We start from the raw sequence: 18,366 nt of genomic DNA, 5'->3' as shown, positions 1-18,366 counted from the left end.
GGCGCCCCACGAGGTCCCGCCGGACGCCGCGGCCGCGGTGGTGACAAGATGACGGCGTGTCCCCTGCGCAGCCCGTCGGTGCCCCCGCGCCGCTGGACGGCTCGATCCCCGACGATGCCTGGGCCGAGTTCGGCCAGCGGCCCTTCGGGCTCTACGTCCACGTGCCCTTCTGCACCGTGCGCTGCGGCTACTGCGACTTCAACACCTACACCGCCGAGGAGCTGGGCGACGCCCCCGGCGCCTCCCGCTCGACGTACGCCGGAGCCGTGATCGACGAGATCCGCCTCGCCCGCCGGGTGCTCGGCCACCGCGACGTCAAGATCGAGACGATCTTCTTCGGCGGGGGTACGCCGACGCTGCTGCGGCCCGCCGACCTCGGCGCCGTCATCGCCAGCGCGGCCGCGGAGTTCGGCCTCGCCGACGACGTGGAGATCACCACCGAGGCCAACCCCGACAGCGTCGCGGCGTGGGACCTGGAGGAGCTGCGCTCGGCCGGCTTCAACCGGATCAGCTTCGGCATGCAGTCCGCCGTCGACCACGTGCTCGCGGTCCTGGACCGCACCCACGACCCGATGCGGGTGCCCGCCGCCGTGCAGTGGGCCCGGACCGCGGGCTTCGACGAGGTCAGCCTCGACCTGATCTACGGCACGCCGGGGGAGTCCCTGGCCGACTGGGAGACCAGCCTGGACGCCGCGCTGGCCTGCGAGCCCGACCACGTGTCGGCCTACTCGCTCATCGTGGAGGAGGGCACCGCGCTGGCCCGCCGCGTCCGGCGCGGCGAGCTCCCGATGCCCGACGAGGACGACGCCGCCGACAAGTACCTCCTCGCCGACGAGCGGCTCACCGCCGCCGGGCTCGAGTGGTACGAGGTCTCCAACTGGGCCCGCCGGCCGCAGAGCCGGTGCCGCCACAACATGCTCTACTGGACCGGCGGCCACTGGTGGGGAGCCGGTCCCGGCGCCCACTCCCACGTCGGCGGCGTTCGGTGGTGGAACGTCAAGCACCCCGCAGCGTACGCCGACCGGCTGGCCGCCGGCCACAGCCCGGCCCACGGCCGGGAGGTGCTCACCGAGGCCGACCGCCGCTTCGAGCGGATCCTGCTCGAGATCCGGCTCCGCGAGGGGCTGCCGGTGCTCGCCCTGGGCCGGGCCGGACGGGCCGAGGTCGCCCGGCTGGTGGAGGAGGGCCTGGTCGAGCTGCACACCGAGCGGCTCGTGCTCACCCGCCGCGGGCGGCTGCTCGCCGACGCCGTGGTCCGCGCCCTGACCGCCTGACCCTCTCCGGCGTAGTCCGTGACGATCGGACCCTCGGTCCGGCCGTTCCGGGGGCCCTTCGTCACGGACTACCCGAAGACGGGGCCGGTCAGGAGCCCGGCGCGGTCACGAAGTCGATGAGCTCCTCGACCCGGCCGAGCAGTGCGGGGTCGAGGTCCTCGAAGCCGCGGACCCCGCCGAGGATGTGCTTCCAGGCCATCGCGATGTCGGTCTGGTTGCGGTGCGGCCAGCCGAGCTGCTGGCAGGTGCCGGTCTTCCAGTCGATGGAGCGGGGCACGTCGGGCCAGCGCTCGAAGCCGAGGCGTTGCGGCTTGACCGCCTGCCACACGTCGATGAAGGGGTGGCCGACGATCAGCACGTGCTTGCCGACCTCGGACTTGGCGATGTTGGCGGCGATGCGGCTCTCCTTGGACCCGCGGACCAGGTGGTCGACGAGCACCCCGACGCGGCGCTGCGGCCCCGGCTTGAAGTCGCGCAGGTGGTCGGCGAGGTCGTCGACGCCGCCGAGGAACTCCACGACAACGCCCTCGATGCGCAGGTCGTCACCCCAGACCTTCTCGACGAGCTCCGCGTCGTGGCGGCCCTCGACGAAGATCCGGCTCGCGCGGGCGACCCGCGCCTTGGCGCCGTGGACCGCGACCGACCCGCTCGCCGTACGGGTCGGCTTCGCCGGACCGCCGGCCCGGGCGGGTGGGACCAGCACGACGGGGCGGCCCTCGAGCAGGAAGCCGGGGCCGAGGGGGAAGGTACGCCGCTTGCCGCGGCGGTCCTCCAGCGTCAGGGTGCCGAGGTCCCGGTCGACGGCGACGATCTCGCCGCACCAGTCGGTGGTGACCTCCTCGACGACCTGGCCGAGGTCGGCCGGGGTCTCGGTGGCGCGGCCGTTCTTGGGGGCACGCCAGTCGGTGGCGAGGACGTCGGAGCCGTAGCGGTCTGCGGGGGAAGGCACCGGACAACGCTAGGTCGATCGCGCGGCGGCGTGGGGGTGCCACGCCGCCGGCGACCTCTGGACCGGGTCTAGCCGCTGATGCCCGCGCCCTGGGCTCCGTCGCCGCTGACGGACTCCGGGTCGGTGTCCTCGGTGGCCTTGTCGTCCTCGGTGCTGGGGGTCTCGCCCGAGGACTCGTAGGTGCCGGTGGTGTCGTCCTGCGTGTCGTCCATGCCGAGCTCGTCGGCGTCCTTGGTCGACTCGTCGTCGGGGTCGAGGGGCTCGGCGAGCGGGTTGTCCTCGCCGGGCTGGAGGTCCTCGGGGAGCTGGTCGTCGGACACGCCTGCGAGCTGCTGGTCGTCGGGGCCCGTGGTGCCGCCCTCGTGGTCGGCGTCGGCCTCGCTGGTGGTCGCGCTGGCCTGGGGGAGATCGCTGGATTCGGTCATGCGACGTTCCTACGCGAGCGACGCCGCTGCGTACACCCCCCTAGGGACTCAGATGAGCGGCAGTCGCTTCTGGCTGCGCGGCAGGTGCTCGTAGCCGAGCCGCACGGCCGAGGTGAGGAGCTTCTCGTCCCAGGGCCACTCGCCCTGCTCGAGGGCCTGGCCGACGGGTACGCCGCGCCCGGCCAGGTCGCGGATCGTCTCGGCGATGATCCCGAGCTCGCTGCGCTGCTCCTGGACGAAGTCCCGGTCGACGAGCTGCCCGTGCCCGGGGACCACGACGGTGTCCGCCGTGGTCAGGCCGAGCACCAGGTCGAGGGTCAGCGGCCACTCCAGCGGGAACGAGTCGTCGCCAATGAACGGCTTGTCGGACTCCTCGACGAGGTCGCCCGCGACCATCACGTCCGCGTCGGGCACCCGCACCACCAGGTCGCCCGCGGTGTGGCCGCGTCCGGGGTGGATCAGCTCGACGGCCCGGTCACCGAGGTCGAGGGCGATCGCGGAGGAGAAGCCACGGGTGGCCGGGCGGAGGGTGGTGTCGAGGATCTCCTCGGCCCGCGGGTTGGCCCCGACGCGCTTGGGGTCGGGCCGGTCGCCGGCGCGCGCCATCTGCTCCACGGCGAACTCCGTCGCGTGGATCGGGACGTCGCCGATTGCGGTGACCGAGTCGCCGAGCGTGGTGACCATCACGTCGTTGCCGAACCAGTGGTCCCAGTGGTCGTGGGTGTTGACCAGGGCCGTCAGCGGCCCGGCACCGAGGCGTCGTACGACGTCGGCGACCTCGCGGGCAGCCTGCGCCGAGCCGTGCGTGTCGACCATCACGAGGCCGTCGGAGCCACCCACGAGGGTGATGTTGACGTGCATCCACGGGTGGTGCACCACCCAGACGCGGGGGGCGACCTCGACGAGGGACGGCTCGCTGGTGTCAGTCATGGGATCGACCCTAGTAGGCTTGGCACTCACGCTCAGCGAGTGCCAGACACGTCGCTGATGCCGCGTGGCGCACTGACCCGACGAGGAGAGGAGGACGTGATGGTCGAGGACCGCAGGCTCGCCGTCCTCCGCGCGATCGTCGAGGACTACGTCGCCACCGAGGAGCCGGTGGGCTCCAAGGCGCTGGTCGAGCGACACAGCCTCGGCGTCTCGCCGGCGACGGTGCGCAACGACATGGCGGCCCTCGAGGACGAGGGCTTCATCCACCAGCCGCACACCAGCGCCGGGCGGGTGCCGACCGACAAGGGCTACCGGCTCTTCGTCGACCGGCTGACGGGCGTCAAGCCGATGAGCGCGGCCGAGCGGAGGGCGATCACCACCCTGCTCGACGGGGCGGTCGACCTCGACGACGTCGTACGCCGCTCGGTGCGGCTGCTGAGCCAGCTCACCCGCCAGGTCGCGATCGTGCAGTACCCCACCCTGTCGCGCAGCACGGTGCGTCACGTCGAGCTCGTCTCGCTGACGCCCACCCGTGTGATGGTGATCCTCATCCTCAGCACCGGGCGGGTCGAGCAGCGCCTCGTCGACCTCGGTGCGGAGATCGCCGACGAGCAGCTCGCCGACCTGCGCACCCGGGTCAACCAGGCGGCGGCTGGGGAGCGGATCGCCGACGCCACGGTTGCGCTCGGACGTCTGCCCGACGAGGTCGTCCCCGAGACGGCCGTGATCACCCGCGAGGTCGTCACCGCCTTGGCCGAGGCGATGTCCGACCACCGCAACGACGCGCGCGTCGCCGTCGGCGGAGCGGCCAACCTGGCCCGCTTCGGCGACAACTTCGACACCGCGGTCCGCCCGCTGCTCGAGGCGCTGGAGGAGCACGTCGTGCTGCTCAAGCTCCTCGGTGAGGCCACCTCCGGCGATGCCGTGACGGTGCGCATCGGCCACGAGGGGCCCTACTCGGAGCTCTCCTCGACCAGCGTCGTGGCCACCGGCTACGGCCCCGCAGACCAGGCCTTCGCCACGCTCGGCGTGGTGGGCCCCACCCGCATGGACTACCCCGGATCCATGGCTGCCGTGCGCGCCGTCGCGCGGTACGTCTCCCGGATCCTCGACGAAGGACACCAGTGACCCAGGATCTCTACGAGCTGCTCGGCGTCTCCCGCGACGCGGACGATGCCACCATCAAGAAGGCCTACCGAGGCCTCGCCCGCCAGCTCCACCCGGACGTCAACCCGGACCCGGCGACGCAGGAGAAGTTCAAGGAGGTCTCCCGCGCCTACGAGGTCCTCTCCGACCCCCAGAAGCGCGCGGCGTACGACCGCGGCGGCGACCCGTTCGGCGGCGGCGCGGCCGGCTTCGGGCAGGGCCAGGGCTTCTCGTTCACCGACATCATGGACGCCTTCTTCGGGGGCAACGCCCCCGGTGGCGGCGGGGGCCAGGGGCGCGGACCGCGCCAGCGGGTACGCCGTGGCCAGGACGCCCTGATCCGGCTCGACGTCGAGCTCGCCGAGGCCGCCTTCGGCACCACCAAGGACCTCAAGGTCGACACCGCGGTCGTGTGCACGACGTGCCACGGCGACGGTGCCTCGCCCGGCACCAAGCCGGTGACCTGCGAGACGTGCCGCGGCGCCGGCGAGGTGGCCCAGGTGCAGCGCTCGTTCCTCGGCGAGATCCGCACGCTGCGCCCGTGCGCCGCGTGCCGTGGCTTCGGCCAGATCATCCCCGACCCCTGCCGCGAGTGCTCCGGCGACGGCCGCGTGCGCTCGCGCCGCAACCTGACGGTCAAGATCCCCGCCGGCGTCGACCACGGCACCCGCGTGCAGCTCAGCGAGCAGGGCGAGGTCGGTCCCGGTGGCGGTCCGCCCGGTGACCTCTACGTCGAGATCCACGTCGACGCGCACCCGACGTTCACCCGGCACGGCAACGACCTGCACTGCACGGTGACCCTGCCGATGACCGCCGCCGCGCTCGGCGCCACGCTCACCCTGCCGCTGCTCGAGGCCGACCTCGACACCGCCGAGGACTCCGAGGTCCGCACCGACTACGACCTCGAGGTCAAGCCCGGCACCCAGTCCGGCAGCGAGCAGGTGCTGCGCGGGTTCGGCGTCCCGGGCCTGCGCGGTGGTCGCGGCGACCTGATCGTCACCGTGGTGGTCGACACCCCGACCCGGCTCGACGAGCGCCAGGAGGAGCTGCTGCGCGAGCTGGCGGCCATCCGGGGCGAGGAGTCGCCGGACGGCGCGGTCCGGGCTCCGCAGAAGTCGGTGTTCGGTCGCCTGCGCGACGCGTTCAACCCGCACTGATCCGGCAGCGCTGACCGTATGACCCTCCCCGTCCACCTCGTGCCCACGCTGGAGGGCGTCGTCGTCGGCTCGGTCGTCGAGGTGACCGGCGACGAGGCGCACCACGCCGTCGCCGTACGCCGTCTGCGCGTCGGCGAGCAGGTGGTCCTCACCGACGGCGAGGGTCGTTCGGTGACGGGTGCGGTCACCACGACGGGCAAGCGCGTCTTCGACGTCGAGGTCGCGTCCGTGGCGGCGGCGGACCGGCCCTCGCCGGCCTTCACCGTGGTCCAGGCGCTGCCCAAGGGTGACCGCGGCGAGCTCGCCGTCGAGGTGCTCACCGAGGTGGGCGTCGACGTCGTCGTGCCCTGGGCCGCCGCCCGATCGGTGGCGGTCTGGAAGGGCGAGCGCGCCGCGAAGTCCCACGCCAAGTGGCAGGCCACCGCCCGCGAGGCCGGCAAGCAGTCCCGCCGCTCGTGGCTCCCGACCGTGACTCCGCTCGCCTCGACCGATGCCGTCCGCGACCTGGTGGCCGACGCCGACCTGGCCGTGGTGCTGCACGAGGACGCGACGACCGCGCTGGCCGGCCTCGACGTCCCGGCCACCGGGCGGATCGTGGTCGTGGTCGGCCCCGAGGGCGGCATCGCCCCCGAGGAGCTGGCGGCCCTCGAGTCCGCCGGTGCCCGCACCGTCCGCCTCGGCGACGAGGTGCTGCGTACGTCGACCGCCGGCGTCGTCGCCGTCGCCGCGCTGCTCGCGCGCACCGACCGCTGGCGCTGACGCGAGCGGGCACTTCCTGTCAGCTGGGGGCCACCGAGCGGGCGCTTCCTGACACCTGGGGGCCGCCGAGCGGGCGCTTCCTGACACCTGAGGCGTGCCGAGCGGGCGCTTCCTGGCACCTGGGGGGCGCCGACCGGGCGCTTCCTGGCACCTGGGGGGCGCCGACCGGGCGCTTCCTGACACCTGGGGCGTGCCGAGCGGGCGCTTGCTGTCAGCTGGGGGCTGATCCGCCGCAGCGGGGAACGAGATCGGCGTACGTCGGTGGCTTGCGGCCTGTCCGGTTCCCCACCTGCCCGGAGGGATCGACGCACAGGAAGGGGGGAGGTCGGCGGGTGTGAGGTGTCAGGAAGGGGGGAGGTCGGCGGGTGTGAGGTGTCAGGAACTGCCCGGTCGGCGGGTGTGAGGTGTCAGGAACTGCCCGGTCGGCGGGTGTGAGGTGTCAGGAAGCGCCCGGTCGGCGGGTGGGAGGTGTCAGGAACTGCCCGGTCGGCGGGTGTGAGGTGTCAGGAAGTGCCCGGTCAGCGGAGGGTGAAGTCCTTGGTGTCCTCGTGCGGCCCGGCACCCTCGGCGCCGCCGGAGGGGTCGTCGGTACGGGCCACGAAGGTGTAGTCACCCGGCTCGAGCCCGGAGACGTCGATGCTCGCCTGCCAGGGGTAGAGCTTGTCCATCCAGCCCTCGGCGGTGGCGAAGCCGTCGAGCACGACCTCGTCGCCACGCCGGATCTCCCACGGCACGGTCGCCTCGAAGGACGACGCCACCCCGCTGGCCTCGAGGCTGTCGCCCTCGACGGTCTCGCCCTGGGCGGGAGAGGTGACGTTGACCAGGCTGGAGACCTTCAAGGCCGGTGCGTTGGTGATCGGGGCCTCGGTGCTGATGCCGAAGAGCACCGGGTCGGCGCCCGTGCGCTGGATCTGCACCGGAACCCGCTCCTGCTGGACGCCCTGCAACGTGTAGGCGAGCTGCTGGAGGGCGAGGCGCGCCGAGCGCCTGGACATGCCGTCGGGCCGGTCGGTGAAGCCGTCACCGGGGATCGTGACGAGCAGCACGCCGTCGGTGGCCTGCACGCTCTCGATGCCCACGCCGGGCCACTCGGTGCGGTAGTCCGGGTCGAGCGGGGCTCCGCCGTCGACGAGCTTCGCGGCCTCGAGCAGCGGGTCGCCCGCGACCCGCTGGAACTCGCGGAACAGCCGCGGTCCCTGCGGGGTGTCGCCGACGTAGTAGACCGGCACCGCGGTGCCGGAGGCCTCGGACTCGGACGGCTGCTCTGTTTCCTCGTCCGGTGATGCGGCCTCGGACTCGGACGGCTGCTCGGTCGGCTCCTGGGTCGAGCTCTCGGTCGCGGTCGCGCCGGCAGGCGTCTGGTCGTCGCGCGCCGGGTCGTCCTCCGAGCAGGCGGACAGGCCCGAGGCGAGCCCGAGGGCGAGCGCGGCGTACAGGGCCAGGGAAGAGGGACGCATGCGTTTCACGCTAGTGGGACGTAAGGCGCGTCCAATCGGTTACACGCCGGGGACCGCGGACTTAGGCTGGGCCCATGACCGCGCCCGATCGTCCCGACGACTGCCTGTTCTGCAAGATCGTGGCCGGTGACGTCCCCGCCGAGATCGTGCGCGCAGACGAGACGACGGTGGCGTTCCGCGACATCAACCCGCAGGCGCCCACCCACGTGCTGGTGGTGCCGCGCAGCCACTACGCGGACGCCGCCGAGCTGGCCCACCACGAACCCTCCGGCCTGGCCGACGTGCTGCGGGCCGCAGCGGACATCGCCGAGCGCGAGGGCCTGTCCGACGGCTACCGGTCGGTCTTCAACACCGGCGCCGGGGCGGGCCAGACCGTCTTCCACGCCCACCTGCACCTGCTCGGCGGACGGACCCTGCAGTGGCCGCCCGGATGAGCCGCTCGACCAGCCGCCGGACGAGCCGCCGGACGAGCCGCCCGACGAGTCGGCTGGTCGCGACCGTCGTCGCGGCCCTGGCCCTCCTGCTGGCCGGCTGCTCGTCGGCGTCCGAGGAGCACGAGGCCGGCCACGAGGCGACCGACGCGAGCACGGCGGAGGCGGGCACCGGGACGGGCCACGACGACCACGCGTCGGTCGAGCCGGCCGCGGAGGTGCCGCTGCGCAGGGGCGAGCGCCGCGAGACCCTCACCATGCCGACGGCGTACACACCCTCCGCCCCCTACGGCACGGGCACCGACGACTACCGCTGCTTCCTGCTCGACCCCGGCCTCGAGCGCGACACCTGGCTCACCGGCACCACCGTGCAGCCCGGCAACCCCGAGGTCGTCCACCACGTCATCCTCTTCCAGGTCCCGGCCGAGCAGGTGGCGGCGGCCGAGGAGAAGGACGCGCAGGAGGACGGCGAGGGATGGACGTGCTTCGGCGGCACCGGCCTCGACGCGTTCCAGCAGGTCGACGACGCCGCGTGGATCGGCGCCTGGGCACCGGGCGGCGAGGAGTCGGTCCGCAAGCCCGGGTACGGCGTCAAGCTGGCCGAGGGATCCCGGATCGTCATGCAGGTCCACTACAACCTCCTCGCCGGCACCCAGCCGGACACCTCGGCCGCCCAGCTGCGCCTCGCACCCGGCAGCCGGGACCTGACCGAGCTGCACACCATGCTGCTCCCGGCGCCCGTCGAGCTGCCCTGCCGCGCGGCGTACGCCGACGGCCCGCTGTGCGACCGCGACGCCGCGATGATGGACGTGCTGCAGCGTTTCGGTGCCGAGGGCTCGCGCACCGCCAACGTGCTCTACCTGCTGTGCGGCGGCGAACCGGACCCCGGCCAGGTGCAGAGCTGCACCCGCACGGTGAACGAGCCGATCACCATCCACGCCACCGGCGGCCACATGCATCTGCTCGGACGCGAGATCAGCGTCGTCACCAACCCCGGCACCGACCGCGAGAAGACGGTGCTCGACATCCCGGTGTGGGACTTCGACGACCAGGGCGCCCGCGACATCGACCCGGTCTCGCTGCAGCCCGGCGACACGGTGAAGGTCACCTGCAGGCACACGCAGTCGCTGCGTGACCAGCTCCCGTCCTTCGAGGGCCAGCCCGACCGGTACGTCGTGTGGGGCGAGGGCACGACCGACGAGATGTGCCTGGGGATGCTCCAGGTCAGCAAGCCCTGATCCGGACGGGCCCGGCTCAGAACAGGTAGCGCAGCCGCAGCACCGCGAACAGGACCGGCAGCCCGAAGACCACGAGCATCAGCCACGCCGTGACCCGGTGCCACGGCTTGGAGGAGTCGAGGCGGCCCCCGAAGTCCAGCAGTGCGCCCTCGACCGTGTGGTGGGTCAGCCCCATCCGGCGGGCGTCCTCGGGCAGGTGCTGGCCGGCGAACCAGGCGGGCTCGGTGTTGTCGTCGTGGTCGTCGGGGTCCTCGTCGTACCACTCGTGGAGGTCGCGGTCGGCACCCGGCATGGGGACACCGTACGTCCGAGGGGTTGCTCGGTGGGCGCTGTCGGAGCCGCTCGCTAGCATGGGACCACCCATGACTGAGACTCCGTATCCCTCCCACACCGTCGTCGTGCCCAACAGCATCGACATGGTCAGCGTCCTCGGCCCCGGCGACGAGCACCTCGGCCTCATCGAGCGCGCGTTCTCCGCCGACGTCCACGTCCGCGGCAACCGCATCACCCTCACCGGTGAGCCGGCCGAGGTCGCCCTCGCCGAGCGGCTGCTCGACGAGATCGTGACCATCATCCGCACCGGCCAGGGCGTCACCGCCGAGACGGTCGAGCGCATCATCTCGATGATGCGCGCCGAGACCACCGAGCGCCCGGCCGACGTGCTGTCCCTCAACATCCTGAGCAACCGAGGCCGCACCATCCGGCCCAAGACGCTCAACCAGAAGCGCTACGTCGACTCGATCGACAAGCACACGATCACCTTCGGCATCGGCCCGGCCGGCACCGGCAAGACCTACCTCGCGATGGCCAAGGCCGTCCAGGCCCTGCAGGCCAAGGACGTCAGCCGGATCATCCTGACCCGTCCCGCCGTCGAGGCCGGGGAGCGGCTGGGCTTCCTGCCCGGCACGCTCTCGGAGAAGATCGACCCCTACCTGCGCCCGTTGTACGACGCGCTGCACGACATGCTCGACCCGGAGACGATCCCCAAGCTGCTGGCGGCCGGCACCATCGAGGTCGCTCCGCTGGCCTACATGCGCGGGCGCACCCTCAACGACGCGTTCATCATCCTCGACGAGGCGCAGAACACCTCGCCCGAGCAGATGAAGATGTTCCTCACCCGCCTCGGCTTCGGCTCCAAGATCGTCGTCACCGGCGACGTCACCCAGGTCGACCTGCCGGGCGGGGTGCAGTCCGGCCTCCGCGTCGTCGAGGGCATCCTCGACGGCGTCGAGGACGTCGTCTTCAACCGCCTGACCTCGCACGACGTCGTGCGGCACCGGCTCGTGGGCCGCATCGTGGCGGCGTACGACGCCCACGACGCCCAGCAGCCGGCCCCGCACTCACGCGACTCGCGACCGCGGGGGACCAACCGATGAGCATCGAGGTCCTCAACGAGTCCGAGCAGGAGCTCGACGTCCGGCGACTCTCCACGCTGTCGCGCTTCGTGCTGGACCGCATGCGCGTCCACCCCCTCGCCGAGCTGTGCATCAAGGCCGTCGACGAGGACACCATCGCGCAGCTCAACGCGCAGTGGATGGACAAGGAAGGCCCGACCGACGTGCTCGCCTTCCCGATGGACGAGCTGCGTCCCGGCAAGGTCAACGAGGAGCCCGAGGAGGGCGTCCTCGGCGACCTCGTGCTGTGCCCCACCGTGGCCGAGCGCCAGGGTGCGGAGGCAGGTCACGGCACCGTCGCCGAGATCGAGCTGCTCACCGTGCACGGCATCCTCCACCTCCTCGGCTACGACCACGCCGAGCCCGAGGAGCACGCGGAGATGTTCGGCCTCCAGGCCCGGCTCCTGGAGGAGTGGGGGGCCTCGGCCCCTGATCCGGCGCAGTGATCGGCGACATCTGGCTGCTCCTGGTGGCGGGCTCACTCGTCGTGCTGGCCGGTCTCTTCTCCGCCGCCGACGCCGCCATCGGCGGCTTCTCGCACGCCCGTGCCGAGGAGCTGGTCGCCGAAGGTGCGTCGGGCTCCAAGCGGCTGCTGACGATCCTCGACGACCCCGCCCGCTACCTCAACACCGCGCTGCTGCTGCGCCTGCTGTGCGAGACCGCGGCCATCGTGCTGGTCGCGCTGTGGGTCCACGACCTGTACGACGGTGACTTCTGGCCGGCGTACCTCACCAGCGTGGGCGCGATGCTGCTCGTCTCGTTCGTGGTCATCGGGGTGGCTCCCCGCACGGTCGGACGCCAGCACGACCAGACGGTCGCGACCCTGTCGGCCGGCCCGCTGTCCTTCGTGACGACCATCCTCGGCCCGCTGCCGCAGCTGCTCATCCTGCTCGGCAACGCGATCACCCCGGGCAAGGGCTTCCGTGAGGGGCCGTTCTCGACCGAGACCGAGCTGCGCGAGCTGGTCGACCTGGCCGAGGCATCGGCGGTGATCGAGTCCGGCGAGCGCAAGATGATCCACTCGGTCTTCGAGCTCGGCGACACCATCGCCCGCGAGGTGATGGTCCCGCGCACCGACGTCGTCTACATCGAGCGCCACAAGAATCTGCGCCAGACGATGTCGCTGTTCCTGCGCAGCGGCTTCTCCCGGGTGCCGGTCGTGGGGGAGAACCTCGACGACATCGTGGGCATCGCCTACCTCAAGGACATCGTGCGGCGCGACTTCGAGCAGCCCGACGTGGAGTTCACCCAACGCGTCGACGAGGTCATGCGCCCCGTCCACTGGGTCCCCGAGTCCAAGCCCGTCGACGCCCTGCTCACCGAGCTCCAGGCCCGCCGCCAGCACATCGCGGTCGTGGTCGACGAGTACGGCGGCACCGCCGGCCTGATCACCATCGAGGACGTCCTCGAGGAGATCGTCGGCGAGATCACCGACGAGTACGACGAGGAGGAGACCGACGTGGAGTACCTCGACGACGGCACCTTCCGTGTCTCCTCGCGCTACCCCGTCGACGACCTCGACGAGCTGGTGGGGGTCTCCGTCCACGACGAGGACGTCGACAGCGTCGGCGGCCTGATGGCCAAGCAGCTGGGCCGGGTGCCGATCCCGGGCTCGGTGGTCGAGGCGCACGGTCTGCGGTTCGAGGCCGAGCGGGTGTCGGGTCGCCGCAACAAGATCGGCACCGTGCTGGTGGCTCCGGTCTCCGGTCCCGACGACGACACCGACTCCGAGGAGCGCGACGATGACTGACCCCGAGCTGTCGGCCGAGGACGCCAAGCTGGTGACCCTGGCCCGGGCCACCCGGGCCCGCACCGGTGCGGCCGAGGGTGCCGCCGTCCGCGACCTCGACGGGCGCACCTACGCGGCGGCCAGCGTGGCGCTGGAGTCGTTGTCGCTGAGCGCCCTCGAGGTCTGCGTGGCCATGGCCATCGCCTCCGGCTCCCGCGGGCTGGAGGCGGCAGTCGCGCTGAGCGCGACCGACGCGGCGCCCGAGCTGGCCGCGGTCCGCGAGTTCGCCGGCACCGGTGTCCCGGTCCACGCGGGCGACCCGCGCGGCACGCTGTCCGCCACGCTGCACACCTGAGCAGGCCCGCGATCGTGACCCAGTCGGTCACCTGAACGTCACGCGCGGGGTCTGTCCGGCGTCGGCGGCGATCGCTACCGTGGGCGCGTGCGCACGGCGATCGGTCGGGACCGACACGCAGCCGGCGTGGCGCGACTGACGAGGTCCTACGCCGCGCTGTCCGAGGGCGCGCCGGTACGTCTGGCCAAGCCGACCTCCAACCTCTTCCGGGCCCGGGGCGCGACCACGTCCGGCCTCGACGTCTCAGGGCTCGACGGCGTCATCGAGGTCGACGGCGACATCGCCGAGGTGCAGGGGATGTGCACCTACGAGCACCTGGTCGAGGTGACCCTGCAGCACGACCGGATCCCGTACGTCGTCCCCCAGCTGCGCACCATCACCCTCGGGGGCGCGGTGACCGGTCTCGGGATCGAGTCGACCAGCTTCCGCCACGGCCTGCCCCACGAGTCCGTCCTGGAGATGGACGTCCTCACCGGCTCGGGCGAGGTCGTGACCACCAAGCCCGGGGACGACCTCTTCGACGCCTTCCCCAACTCCTACGGCTCCCTGGGCTACGCCACCCGGCTGCGGATCGAGCTCGAGCGCGTCCCGCCGTACGTCGCGCTGCGCCACGTCCGCTTCCCCGACGCGGCCTCGCTCGCCGCCGCGGTCGTGCGGATCACCGACGAGCGTGCCTGGGAGGGCGAGACGGTCGACGGCCTCGACGGCGTGGCCTTCGCCCCCGACGAGCTCTACCTCACCCTCGCCCGGTGGACCGACGAGCCGGGGCCGACCAGCGACTACACGCGCCGGCAGGTCTTCTACCGCTCGCTGCAGCACCGGTCCACCGACCGGCTGACGATGCACGACTACCTGTGGCGCTGGGACACCGACTGGTTCTGGTGCTCGCGGGCCTTCGGCGCCCAGCACCCCGTCGTACGGCGGTTGTGGCCGCGGCGCCTGCGCCGCTCGGACGTCTACTGGCGTCTCGTCGCCCTCGACCGCCGGTTCGGCATCGGCGACCGCCTCGACCGGCGGGCCGGGCGCCCGCAGGGCGAGCGGGTCGTGCAGGACGTCGAGGTCCCGGTCGACCGGCTGCCCGAGTTCCTCGCCTGGTTCGACGCCGAGGTCGGGATGCGCCCGGTGTGGCTGTGCCCGCTGCGGCTGCGGCGCACCGACTCCGAGCGGCCCTGGCCGACCTACCCGCTGACGGCCGGGACGACGTACGTCAACGTCGGCTTCTGGGGCAGCGTCGCGGTCGGGCCGGACGCACCGGACGCCCCGCGCAACCGGGCCATCGAGGCGAAGGTCGCCGAGCTGGGTGGCCACAAGAGCCTCTACTCCGAGGCGTTCTACGAGCGCGCGGACTTCGACCGGCTCTACGACGGGGCCAACCTGGCCCGGGTCAGGAGCCTGCACGACCCGGACGGCCGGATGACCGACCTCTTCGACAAGGTGGTGGGGGGACGATGACCAGCACACGACGGATGCCCATCGGGGACGCCGTGGACCGACTGATGCGCGACGGGCTGCCGGTGCGCTTCACGGCGTACGACGGCAGCAGTGCCGGGCCGCCGGACGCGGAGATCGGGCTGCACCTCAGGACCGAGCGGGGCCTGGCGCACCTGATGACCGCGCCGGGCGACCTCGGGCTGGCCCGGGCCTACGCGAGCGGGGACCTCGACGTCACCGGCGTGCACCCCGGCGACCCCTACGACCTGCTCGTGCTGCTCAAGGACCACACGCGCTTCCGGGTGCCACCGCCGTCCGAGGCCTTCGCGATCGCCCGCGGGCTGGGGCTCACGCACCTGCGCCCGCCGCCGCCGCCGCCGCAGGAGCACCTGCCGCGCTGGCGACGGGTCGTGGAGGGGCTGCGGCACTCCATGACCCGCGACGCCGAGGTGATCGCCCGCCACTACGACGTCTCCAACCGCTTCTACGAGCGGGTGCTGGGTCCGTCGATGGCCTACACCTGTGCGCTCTACCCCACTGCGGAGGCGACGCTCGAGGAGGCGCAGGCCGCGAAGTTCGACCTGGTCTGCCGCAAGCTCGCCCTCCGGCCGGGGCAGCGCCTGCTGGACGTCGGCTGCGGCTGGGGCGGGATGGTGCGCCACGCCGCGCGCGAGTACGGCGTGCGGGCGCTCGGCGTCACGCTGTCCCTCGAGCAGGCGCAGTGGGCCAAGGAGGCGATCGACCGCGAGGGCCTCGGCGACCTCGCCGAGGTGCGCCACCTCGACTACCGCGACGTCCTGGAGACCGGCTTCGACGCGGTGAGCTCGATCGGCCTCCTCGAGCACGTCGGCGTGCGCAACTACCCGGCGTACTTCGCCCACCTGCGCGACCGCCTGCGGCCCGGCGGACGCCTGCTCAACCACTGCATCACCCGCAACCACAACAAGCGCCAGGAGACGGGCGCGTTCATCGACCGCTACGTCTTCCCCGACGGTGAGCTCACCGGGTCGGGGACGATCGTCTCCGCGGCCCAGGACGCCGGGCTCGAGGTGCAGCACACCGAGAACCTGCGCGTGCACTACGCCCGCACGCTCGCCGACTGGAACCGCAACCTCGCCACCCACTGGGACGAGTGCGTCGCCGAGGTGGGGGAGGGGACCGCCCGGGTGTGGGGGATCTACATGGCCGGCTCGCGGGTCGGCTTCGAGCGCGACGAGGTCGAGTTGCACCACGTGCTCGCCACCCGCAACCAGGACGACGGCCGGTCCTCGTTCCCGATGCGTCCGGACTGGTGAGCGGGCGGTTCCTGACAGCAGGATCGGGTCGACCGGGCGATTCCTGACCCATCGCGCGTCGCCGATAGCCTGTCGGGATGAGCACCCGACCAGCTGTGTACGCCGCGGACGTCCTGCGACGGGAACAGCTGTCCTCGCACTTCGTGCGACTGGTGCTCGGCGGTCCCGGCCTCGCAGGCTTCGAGTCGACCGGCGTCCCCGACGAGTGGGTCGCGCTCACCGTGCCGGGACAGTTCCAGACCCGCTACTACACCGTGCGGTCGTGGGCCGACGGCGAGCTGGTCCTCGACGTCGTCGTCCACGAGACGGGGCTGGTCACCGAGTGGGCCTCCACCGACTGCGTCGGCGACACCGTGAGCGTCAGCGCCCCCCGGGGCTCCTTCGACATGCCGGCCGGCGCCACCTGGCTGCTCCTGGTCGGTGACCTCACCGCGCTGCCGGCCATCGCGCGGATCATGGAGACCGTCTCGGTCCCCGTGACCGCCTGGGTCGAGACGCCCGACGAGCCGATCCGCGACTACGTCGCCGGCGACGTCACCTGGACGACGCCTCCCGACGGGGTGGAGACCGCGACCGCCGACGTCGTGACCGCGATCGACTGGCCGGCGGGCGACGGCTACTTCTGGATGGCGGGGGAGTCCGCCCAGATGCGGGCGATCCGCAAGCACCTGATGCGCGACCGCGCGCTGCCGTCGGCGGCGTACGACGTGATGGGTTACTGGCGCGGCGGCGGCCAGAAGCGTCAGCCGCGTGCGGTCGATCCCGGACCCATCTGGCGCGCCGGCAAGGCGGCAGGGAAGAGTGACGACCAGATCTGGGCCGACTACGACGCAGCGCGAGAGAGCACCGCATGAGCAACGAGCACGACAAGGACTTCGACGTCCGCGGGATCGAGCCGGCGGGACCGGTCTACGGCACCCGTCCGGAGGGGTTCCGCAGCGGGTTCGCCAGCTTCGTGGGGCGGCCCAATGCCGGCAAGTCGACCCTGACCAACGCACTGGTGGGCACCAAGGTCGTCATCACGTCCTCGAAGCCGCAGACCACCCGCACCGTCGTACGCGGCATCGTCCACCGCGCCGACGGGCAGCTCATCCTGGTCGACACCCCGGGCCTGCACCGCCCGCGGACCCTGCTGGGGGAGCGGCTCAACGACCTCGTCAAGACCACCTGGGCCGAGGTCGACGTGGTCGCGGTCTGCTTCCCGGCCAACGAGAAGATCGGCCCCGGCGACCGGTTCATCGTCAAGGAGCTCGGCAAGGTACGCCGCACGGTCAAGGTCGCGGTGGCCACCAAGACCGACCTCGTCACGCCCGAGCAGCTCGGGCAGCACCTGCTCGACATCGCGGCGCTGGGCACCGAGACCGACACCGAGTGGGCCGAGATCGTCCCGGTGTCGGCGGTGTCCGGCTCCCAGGTCGGCCTGCTGGCCGACCTGCTGCTCGGGATGCTGCCGGAGGGACCTCCGCTCTACCCGGACGGCGACCTCACCGACGCACCCGAGGAGATCCTGGTCGCGGAGCTGATCCGTGAGGCCGCGCTCGAGGGCGTCCGCGACGAGCTGCCGCACTCCATCGCGGTCGTGGTCGAGGAGATGAACCTCCGTGAGGGCCGCGACGCCGACAAGCCGCTGCTGGACATCTACGCCAACCTGTACGTCGAGCGCGAGTCCCAGAAGGGGATCATGATCGGCCACAAGGGGGCTCGCCTGCGCGAGGTCGGCACCGCGGCCCGCGAGCAGATCGTGAAGCTGCTCGGCACCCCGGTGTACCTCGACCTGCACGTCAAGATCGCCAAGGACTGGCAGCGCGACCCGCGCCAGCTGCGCAAGCTCGGCTTCTGAGCCTCCAGGCCCCAGTCGGTCAGTGCCGGGGCCTCGGCCGGAATGTGAGGCGCAGGAGCTCGATGCGCAGCCGCGAGCCCTCACGCAGCGGCGTCCACTCGCCGGTGGCGATGAAGTCGCAGTCCTCGTAGAGCCGGCGGGCGTTGTCGTTGCCCTCGGTGACGTGCAGCTCCACGGTGCTGGCGCCGTACGAGCGGGCGTCGTCGACGAGGTGATCGAGCAGGGCACGGGCGTAGCCCCGGCCCCGCGCCTCGGGCGCGGTCCACATGCCCCACACCATCACCCGGTCGGGGTCCTCGGGTGGTCGCCAGCCGCCACCCATCGCCACGAGTCGGTCGCCGTCACGCACCGCCAGGATCGGGTCGCCCTGGTCGAGTCGCCCCCGCCAGACCTCCTCGGGCTGCTCCTCCGCGTCTGCGAGCGTCATGCTGAACGCGGTGGGTGCGTCCGCGAGTGCACGCATACGGATCTCCCGGAACTCCTGCCAGTCGTCGGGCCCGAGCTGCTCGATGGTCGCCATGGGAGGACCCTCGCAAACAAGCGGGTCGAGGACCAC

General features: G+C 72.4%; 20 protein-coding genes. 14 read left to right on the top strand and 6 right to left on the bottom strand.

Translation table 11 applies throughout. The features are described from left to right. Positions 1-56: 56 nt before the first annotated feature. Positions 57-1,274, top strand: a complete 1,218-nt coding sequence (gene hemW, locus ASG94_RS18990) for a radical SAM family heme chaperone HemW (protein ID WP_056928058.1) — start codon at positions 57-59, stop codon at positions 1,272-1,274. A gap of 88 nt (positions 1,275-1,362) precedes the next feature. Here hemW and ASG94_RS18985 read toward each other — a convergent pair whose 3' ends face one another. The 3 genes from ASG94_RS18985 to ASG94_RS18975 all read right to left on the bottom strand — a co-directional run bounded on the left by ASG94_RS18985 (position 1,363) and on the right by ASG94_RS18975 (position 3,578). Continuing rightward, the gene (locus ASG94_RS18985) at positions 1,363-2,223 is read right to left on the bottom strand and encodes a DUF3097 domain-containing protein (protein ID WP_056928057.1); all 861 of its coding nucleotides are present in this window, start codon (positions 2,221-2,223) and stop codon (positions 1,363-1,365) included. A 68-nt stretch (positions 2,224-2,291) separates the two neighbouring features. Beyond that, entirely contained in the window at positions 2,292-2,648 is a 357-nt protein-coding gene (locus tag ASG94_RS18980; RefSeq protein WP_056928056.1) for a hypothetical protein, read from the bottom strand. 48 nt (positions 2,649-2,696) lie between these two features. Beyond that, positions 2,697-3,578, bottom strand: a complete 882-nt coding sequence (locus ASG94_RS18975) for an MBL fold metallo-hydrolase (protein ID WP_056928055.1) — start codon at positions 3,576-3,578, stop codon at positions 2,697-2,699. Between the two features lie 99 nt (positions 3,579-3,677). On the opposite strand from ASG94_RS18975, the gene hrcA reads away from it, so the two are divergent. The 3 genes from hrcA to ASG94_RS18960 are packed head-to-tail and all read left to right on the top strand — an operon-like array spanning position 3,678 to position 6,640. Further along, the gene (hrcA, locus tag ASG94_RS18970; protein ID WP_056928054.1) at positions 3,678-4,706 is read left to right on the top strand and encodes a heat-inducible transcriptional repressor HrcA; all 1,029 of its coding nucleotides are present in this window, start codon (positions 3,678-3,680) and stop codon (positions 4,704-4,706) included. After that, a complete protein-coding gene (gene dnaJ, locus ASG94_RS18965) occupies positions 4,703-5,881 on the top strand; it encodes a molecular chaperone DnaJ (protein WP_056928053.1) in 1,179 nt (392 codons plus the stop codon). The genes hrcA and dnaJ overlap by 4 nt, the downstream gene beginning before the upstream one ends. A gap of 18 nt (positions 5,882-5,899) precedes the next feature. Next, the gene (locus tag ASG94_RS18960) at positions 5,900-6,640 is read left to right on the top strand and encodes a 16S rRNA (uracil(1498)-N(3))-methyltransferase (protein ID WP_056928052.1); all 741 of its coding nucleotides are present in this window, start codon (positions 5,900-5,902) and stop codon (positions 6,638-6,640) included. 518 nt (positions 6,641-7,158) lie between these two features. On the opposite strand, the gene ASG94_RS18955 is transcribed toward ASG94_RS18960, so the two are convergent. Continuing rightward, entirely contained in the window at positions 7,159-8,097 is a 939-nt protein-coding gene (locus tag ASG94_RS18955) for a Gmad2 immunoglobulin-like domain-containing protein (protein ID WP_056928051.1), read from the bottom strand. A gap of 74 nt (positions 8,098-8,171) precedes the next feature. On the opposite strand from ASG94_RS18955, the gene ASG94_RS18950 reads away from it, so the two are divergent. After that, positions 8,172-8,531: a histidine triad nucleotide-binding protein gene (locus tag ASG94_RS18950; RefSeq protein ID WP_056928050.1), complete on the top strand. Its 360-nt coding sequence runs from the start codon at positions 8,172-8,174 to the stop codon at positions 8,529-8,531. Then, a complete protein-coding gene (locus ASG94_RS18945) occupies positions 8,528-9,766 on the top strand; it encodes a hypothetical protein (RefSeq protein ID WP_156411712.1) in 1,239 nt (412 codons plus the stop codon). The genes ASG94_RS18950 and ASG94_RS18945 overlap by 4 nt, the downstream gene beginning before the upstream one ends. Positions 9,767-9,782: 16 nt before the next feature. Here ASG94_RS18945 and ASG94_RS18940 read toward each other — a convergent pair whose 3' ends face one another. Continuing rightward, positions 9,783-10,058 (bottom strand): hypothetical protein, encoded by a 276-nt coding sequence (locus tag ASG94_RS18940; RefSeq protein ID WP_056928049.1) that lies wholly within the window; start codon positions 10,056-10,058, stop codon positions 9,783-9,785. Positions 10,059-10,128: 70 nt separating this feature from the next. Here ASG94_RS18940 and ASG94_RS18935 point away from each other — a divergent pair, with 70 nt between their 5' ends. The 8 genes from ASG94_RS18935 to era all read left to right on the top strand — a co-directional run bounded on the left by ASG94_RS18935 (position 10,129) and on the right by era (position 17,810). After that, complete coding sequence (locus ASG94_RS18935) at positions 10,129-11,142, top strand: PhoH family protein (protein WP_056928048.1); 1,014 nt, start codon at positions 10,129-10,131, stop codon at positions 11,140-11,142. Beyond that, entirely contained in the window at positions 11,139-11,606 is a 468-nt protein-coding gene (gene ybeY, locus ASG94_RS18930) for an rRNA maturation RNase YbeY (RefSeq protein WP_056928047.1), read from the top strand. The genes ASG94_RS18935 and ybeY overlap by 4 nt, the downstream gene beginning before the upstream one ends. Then, the gene (locus ASG94_RS18925) at positions 11,606-12,910 is read left to right on the top strand and encodes a hemolysin family protein (RefSeq protein ID WP_056928169.1); all 1,305 of its coding nucleotides are present in this window, start codon (positions 11,606-11,608) and stop codon (positions 12,908-12,910) included. The genes ybeY and ASG94_RS18925 overlap by 1 nt, the downstream gene beginning before the upstream one ends. Further along, on the top strand, positions 12,903-13,244 hold the full coding sequence (locus ASG94_RS18920; RefSeq protein WP_056928046.1) for a hypothetical protein: 342 nt from the start codon (positions 12,903-12,905) through the stop codon (positions 13,242-13,244). The genes ASG94_RS18925 and ASG94_RS18920 overlap by 8 nt, the downstream gene beginning before the upstream one ends. Before the next feature lie 87 nt (positions 13,245-13,331). Next, on the top strand, positions 13,332-14,696 hold the full coding sequence (locus tag ASG94_RS18915) for an FAD-binding oxidoreductase (protein WP_056928045.1): 1,365 nt from the start codon (positions 13,332-13,334) through the stop codon (positions 14,694-14,696). After that, the gene (locus ASG94_RS18910) at positions 14,693-15,970 is read left to right on the top strand and encodes a class I SAM-dependent methyltransferase (RefSeq protein WP_056928044.1); all 1,278 of its coding nucleotides are present in this window, start codon (positions 14,693-14,695) and stop codon (positions 15,968-15,970) included. Before ASG94_RS18915 ends, ASG94_RS18910 begins: the two co-directional genes overlap by 4 nt. A gap of 77 nt (positions 15,971-16,047) precedes the next feature. Next, on the top strand, positions 16,048-16,824 hold the full coding sequence (locus ASG94_RS18905) for a siderophore-interacting protein (protein WP_056928043.1): 777 nt from the start codon (positions 16,048-16,050) through the stop codon (positions 16,822-16,824). After that, a complete protein-coding gene (era, locus tag ASG94_RS18900; protein ID WP_082624364.1) occupies positions 16,821-17,810 on the top strand; it encodes a GTPase Era in 990 nt (329 codons plus the stop codon). The genes ASG94_RS18905 and era overlap by 4 nt, the downstream gene beginning before the upstream one ends. A 19-nt stretch (positions 17,811-17,829) precedes the next feature. On the opposite strand, the gene ASG94_RS18895 is transcribed toward era, so the two are convergent. After that, positions 17,830-18,330, bottom strand: coding sequence for a GNAT family N-acetyltransferase (locus tag ASG94_RS18895; protein WP_056928042.1), 501 nt, complete (start codon positions 18,328-18,330; stop codon positions 17,830-17,832). Positions 18,331-18,366 lie beyond the last annotated feature (36 nt).

The organism is Nocardioides sp. Soil805 (assembly GCF_001429625.1).
GTDB lineage: Bacteria > Actinomycetota > Actinomycetes > Propionibacteriales > Nocardioidaceae > Nocardioides.
The sequence above is the reverse complement of the archived record's forward strand: the minus strand, read 5'-3'. Positions and strand labels throughout refer to the sequence as shown.

Bases quoted from the DNA above. Each gene is read 5' to 3' on its own strand.
- ASG94_RS18905 (WP_056928043.1), top strand. From the start codon at position 16,048: ATGAGCACCCGACCAGCTGTGTACGCCGCGGACGTCCTGCGACGGGAA.
- ASG94_RS18910 (WP_056928044.1), top strand. From the start codon at position 14,693: ATGACCAGCACACGACGGATGCCCATCGGGGACGCCGTGGACCGACTG.
- ASG94_RS18950 (WP_056928050.1), top strand. From the start codon at position 8,172: ATGACCGCGCCCGATCGTCCCGACGACTGCCTGTTCTGCAAGATCGTG.
- ASG94_RS18895 (WP_056928042.1), bottom strand. From the start codon at position 18,330: ATGGCGACCATCGAGCAGCTCGGGCCCGACGACTGGCAGGAGTTCCGG.
- ybeY (WP_056928047.1), top strand. From the start codon at position 11,139: ATGAGCATCGAGGTCCTCAACGAGTCCGAGCAGGAGCTCGACGTCCGG.
- ASG94_RS18980 (WP_056928056.1), bottom strand. From the start codon at position 2,648: ATGACCGAATCCAGCGATCTCCCCCAGGCCAGCGCGACCACCAGCGAG.
- ASG94_RS18935 (WP_056928048.1), top strand. From the start codon at position 10,129: ATGACTGAGACTCCGTATCCCTCCCACACCGTCGTCGTGCCCAACAGC.
- ASG94_RS18940 (WP_056928049.1), bottom strand. From the start codon at position 10,058: ATGCCGGGTGCCGACCGCGACCTCCACGAGTGGTACGACGAGGACCCC.
- ASG94_RS18920 (WP_056928046.1), top strand. From the start codon at position 12,903: ATGACTGACCCCGAGCTGTCGGCCGAGGACGCCAAGCTGGTGACCCTG.
- hrcA (WP_056928054.1), top strand. From the start codon at position 3,678: ATGGTCGAGGACCGCAGGCTCGCCGTCCTCCGCGCGATCGTCGAGGAC.
- era (WP_082624364.1), top strand. From the start codon at position 16,821: ATGAGCAACGAGCACGACAAGGACTTCGACGTCCGCGGGATCGAGCCG.
- ASG94_RS18960 (WP_056928052.1), top strand. From the start codon at position 5,900: ATGACCCTCCCCGTCCACCTCGTGCCCACGCTGGAGGGCGTCGTCGTC.
- ASG94_RS18945 (WP_156411712.1), top strand. From the start codon at position 8,528: ATGAGCCGCTCGACCAGCCGCCGGACGAGCCGCCGGACGAGCCGCCCG.
- ASG94_RS18955 (WP_056928051.1), bottom strand. From the start codon at position 8,097: ATGCGTCCCTCTTCCCTGGCCCTGTACGCCGCGCTCGCCCTCGGGCTC.
- ASG94_RS18975 (WP_056928055.1), bottom strand. From the start codon at position 3,578: ATGACTGACACCAGCGAGCCGTCCCTCGTCGAGGTCGCCCCCCGCGTC.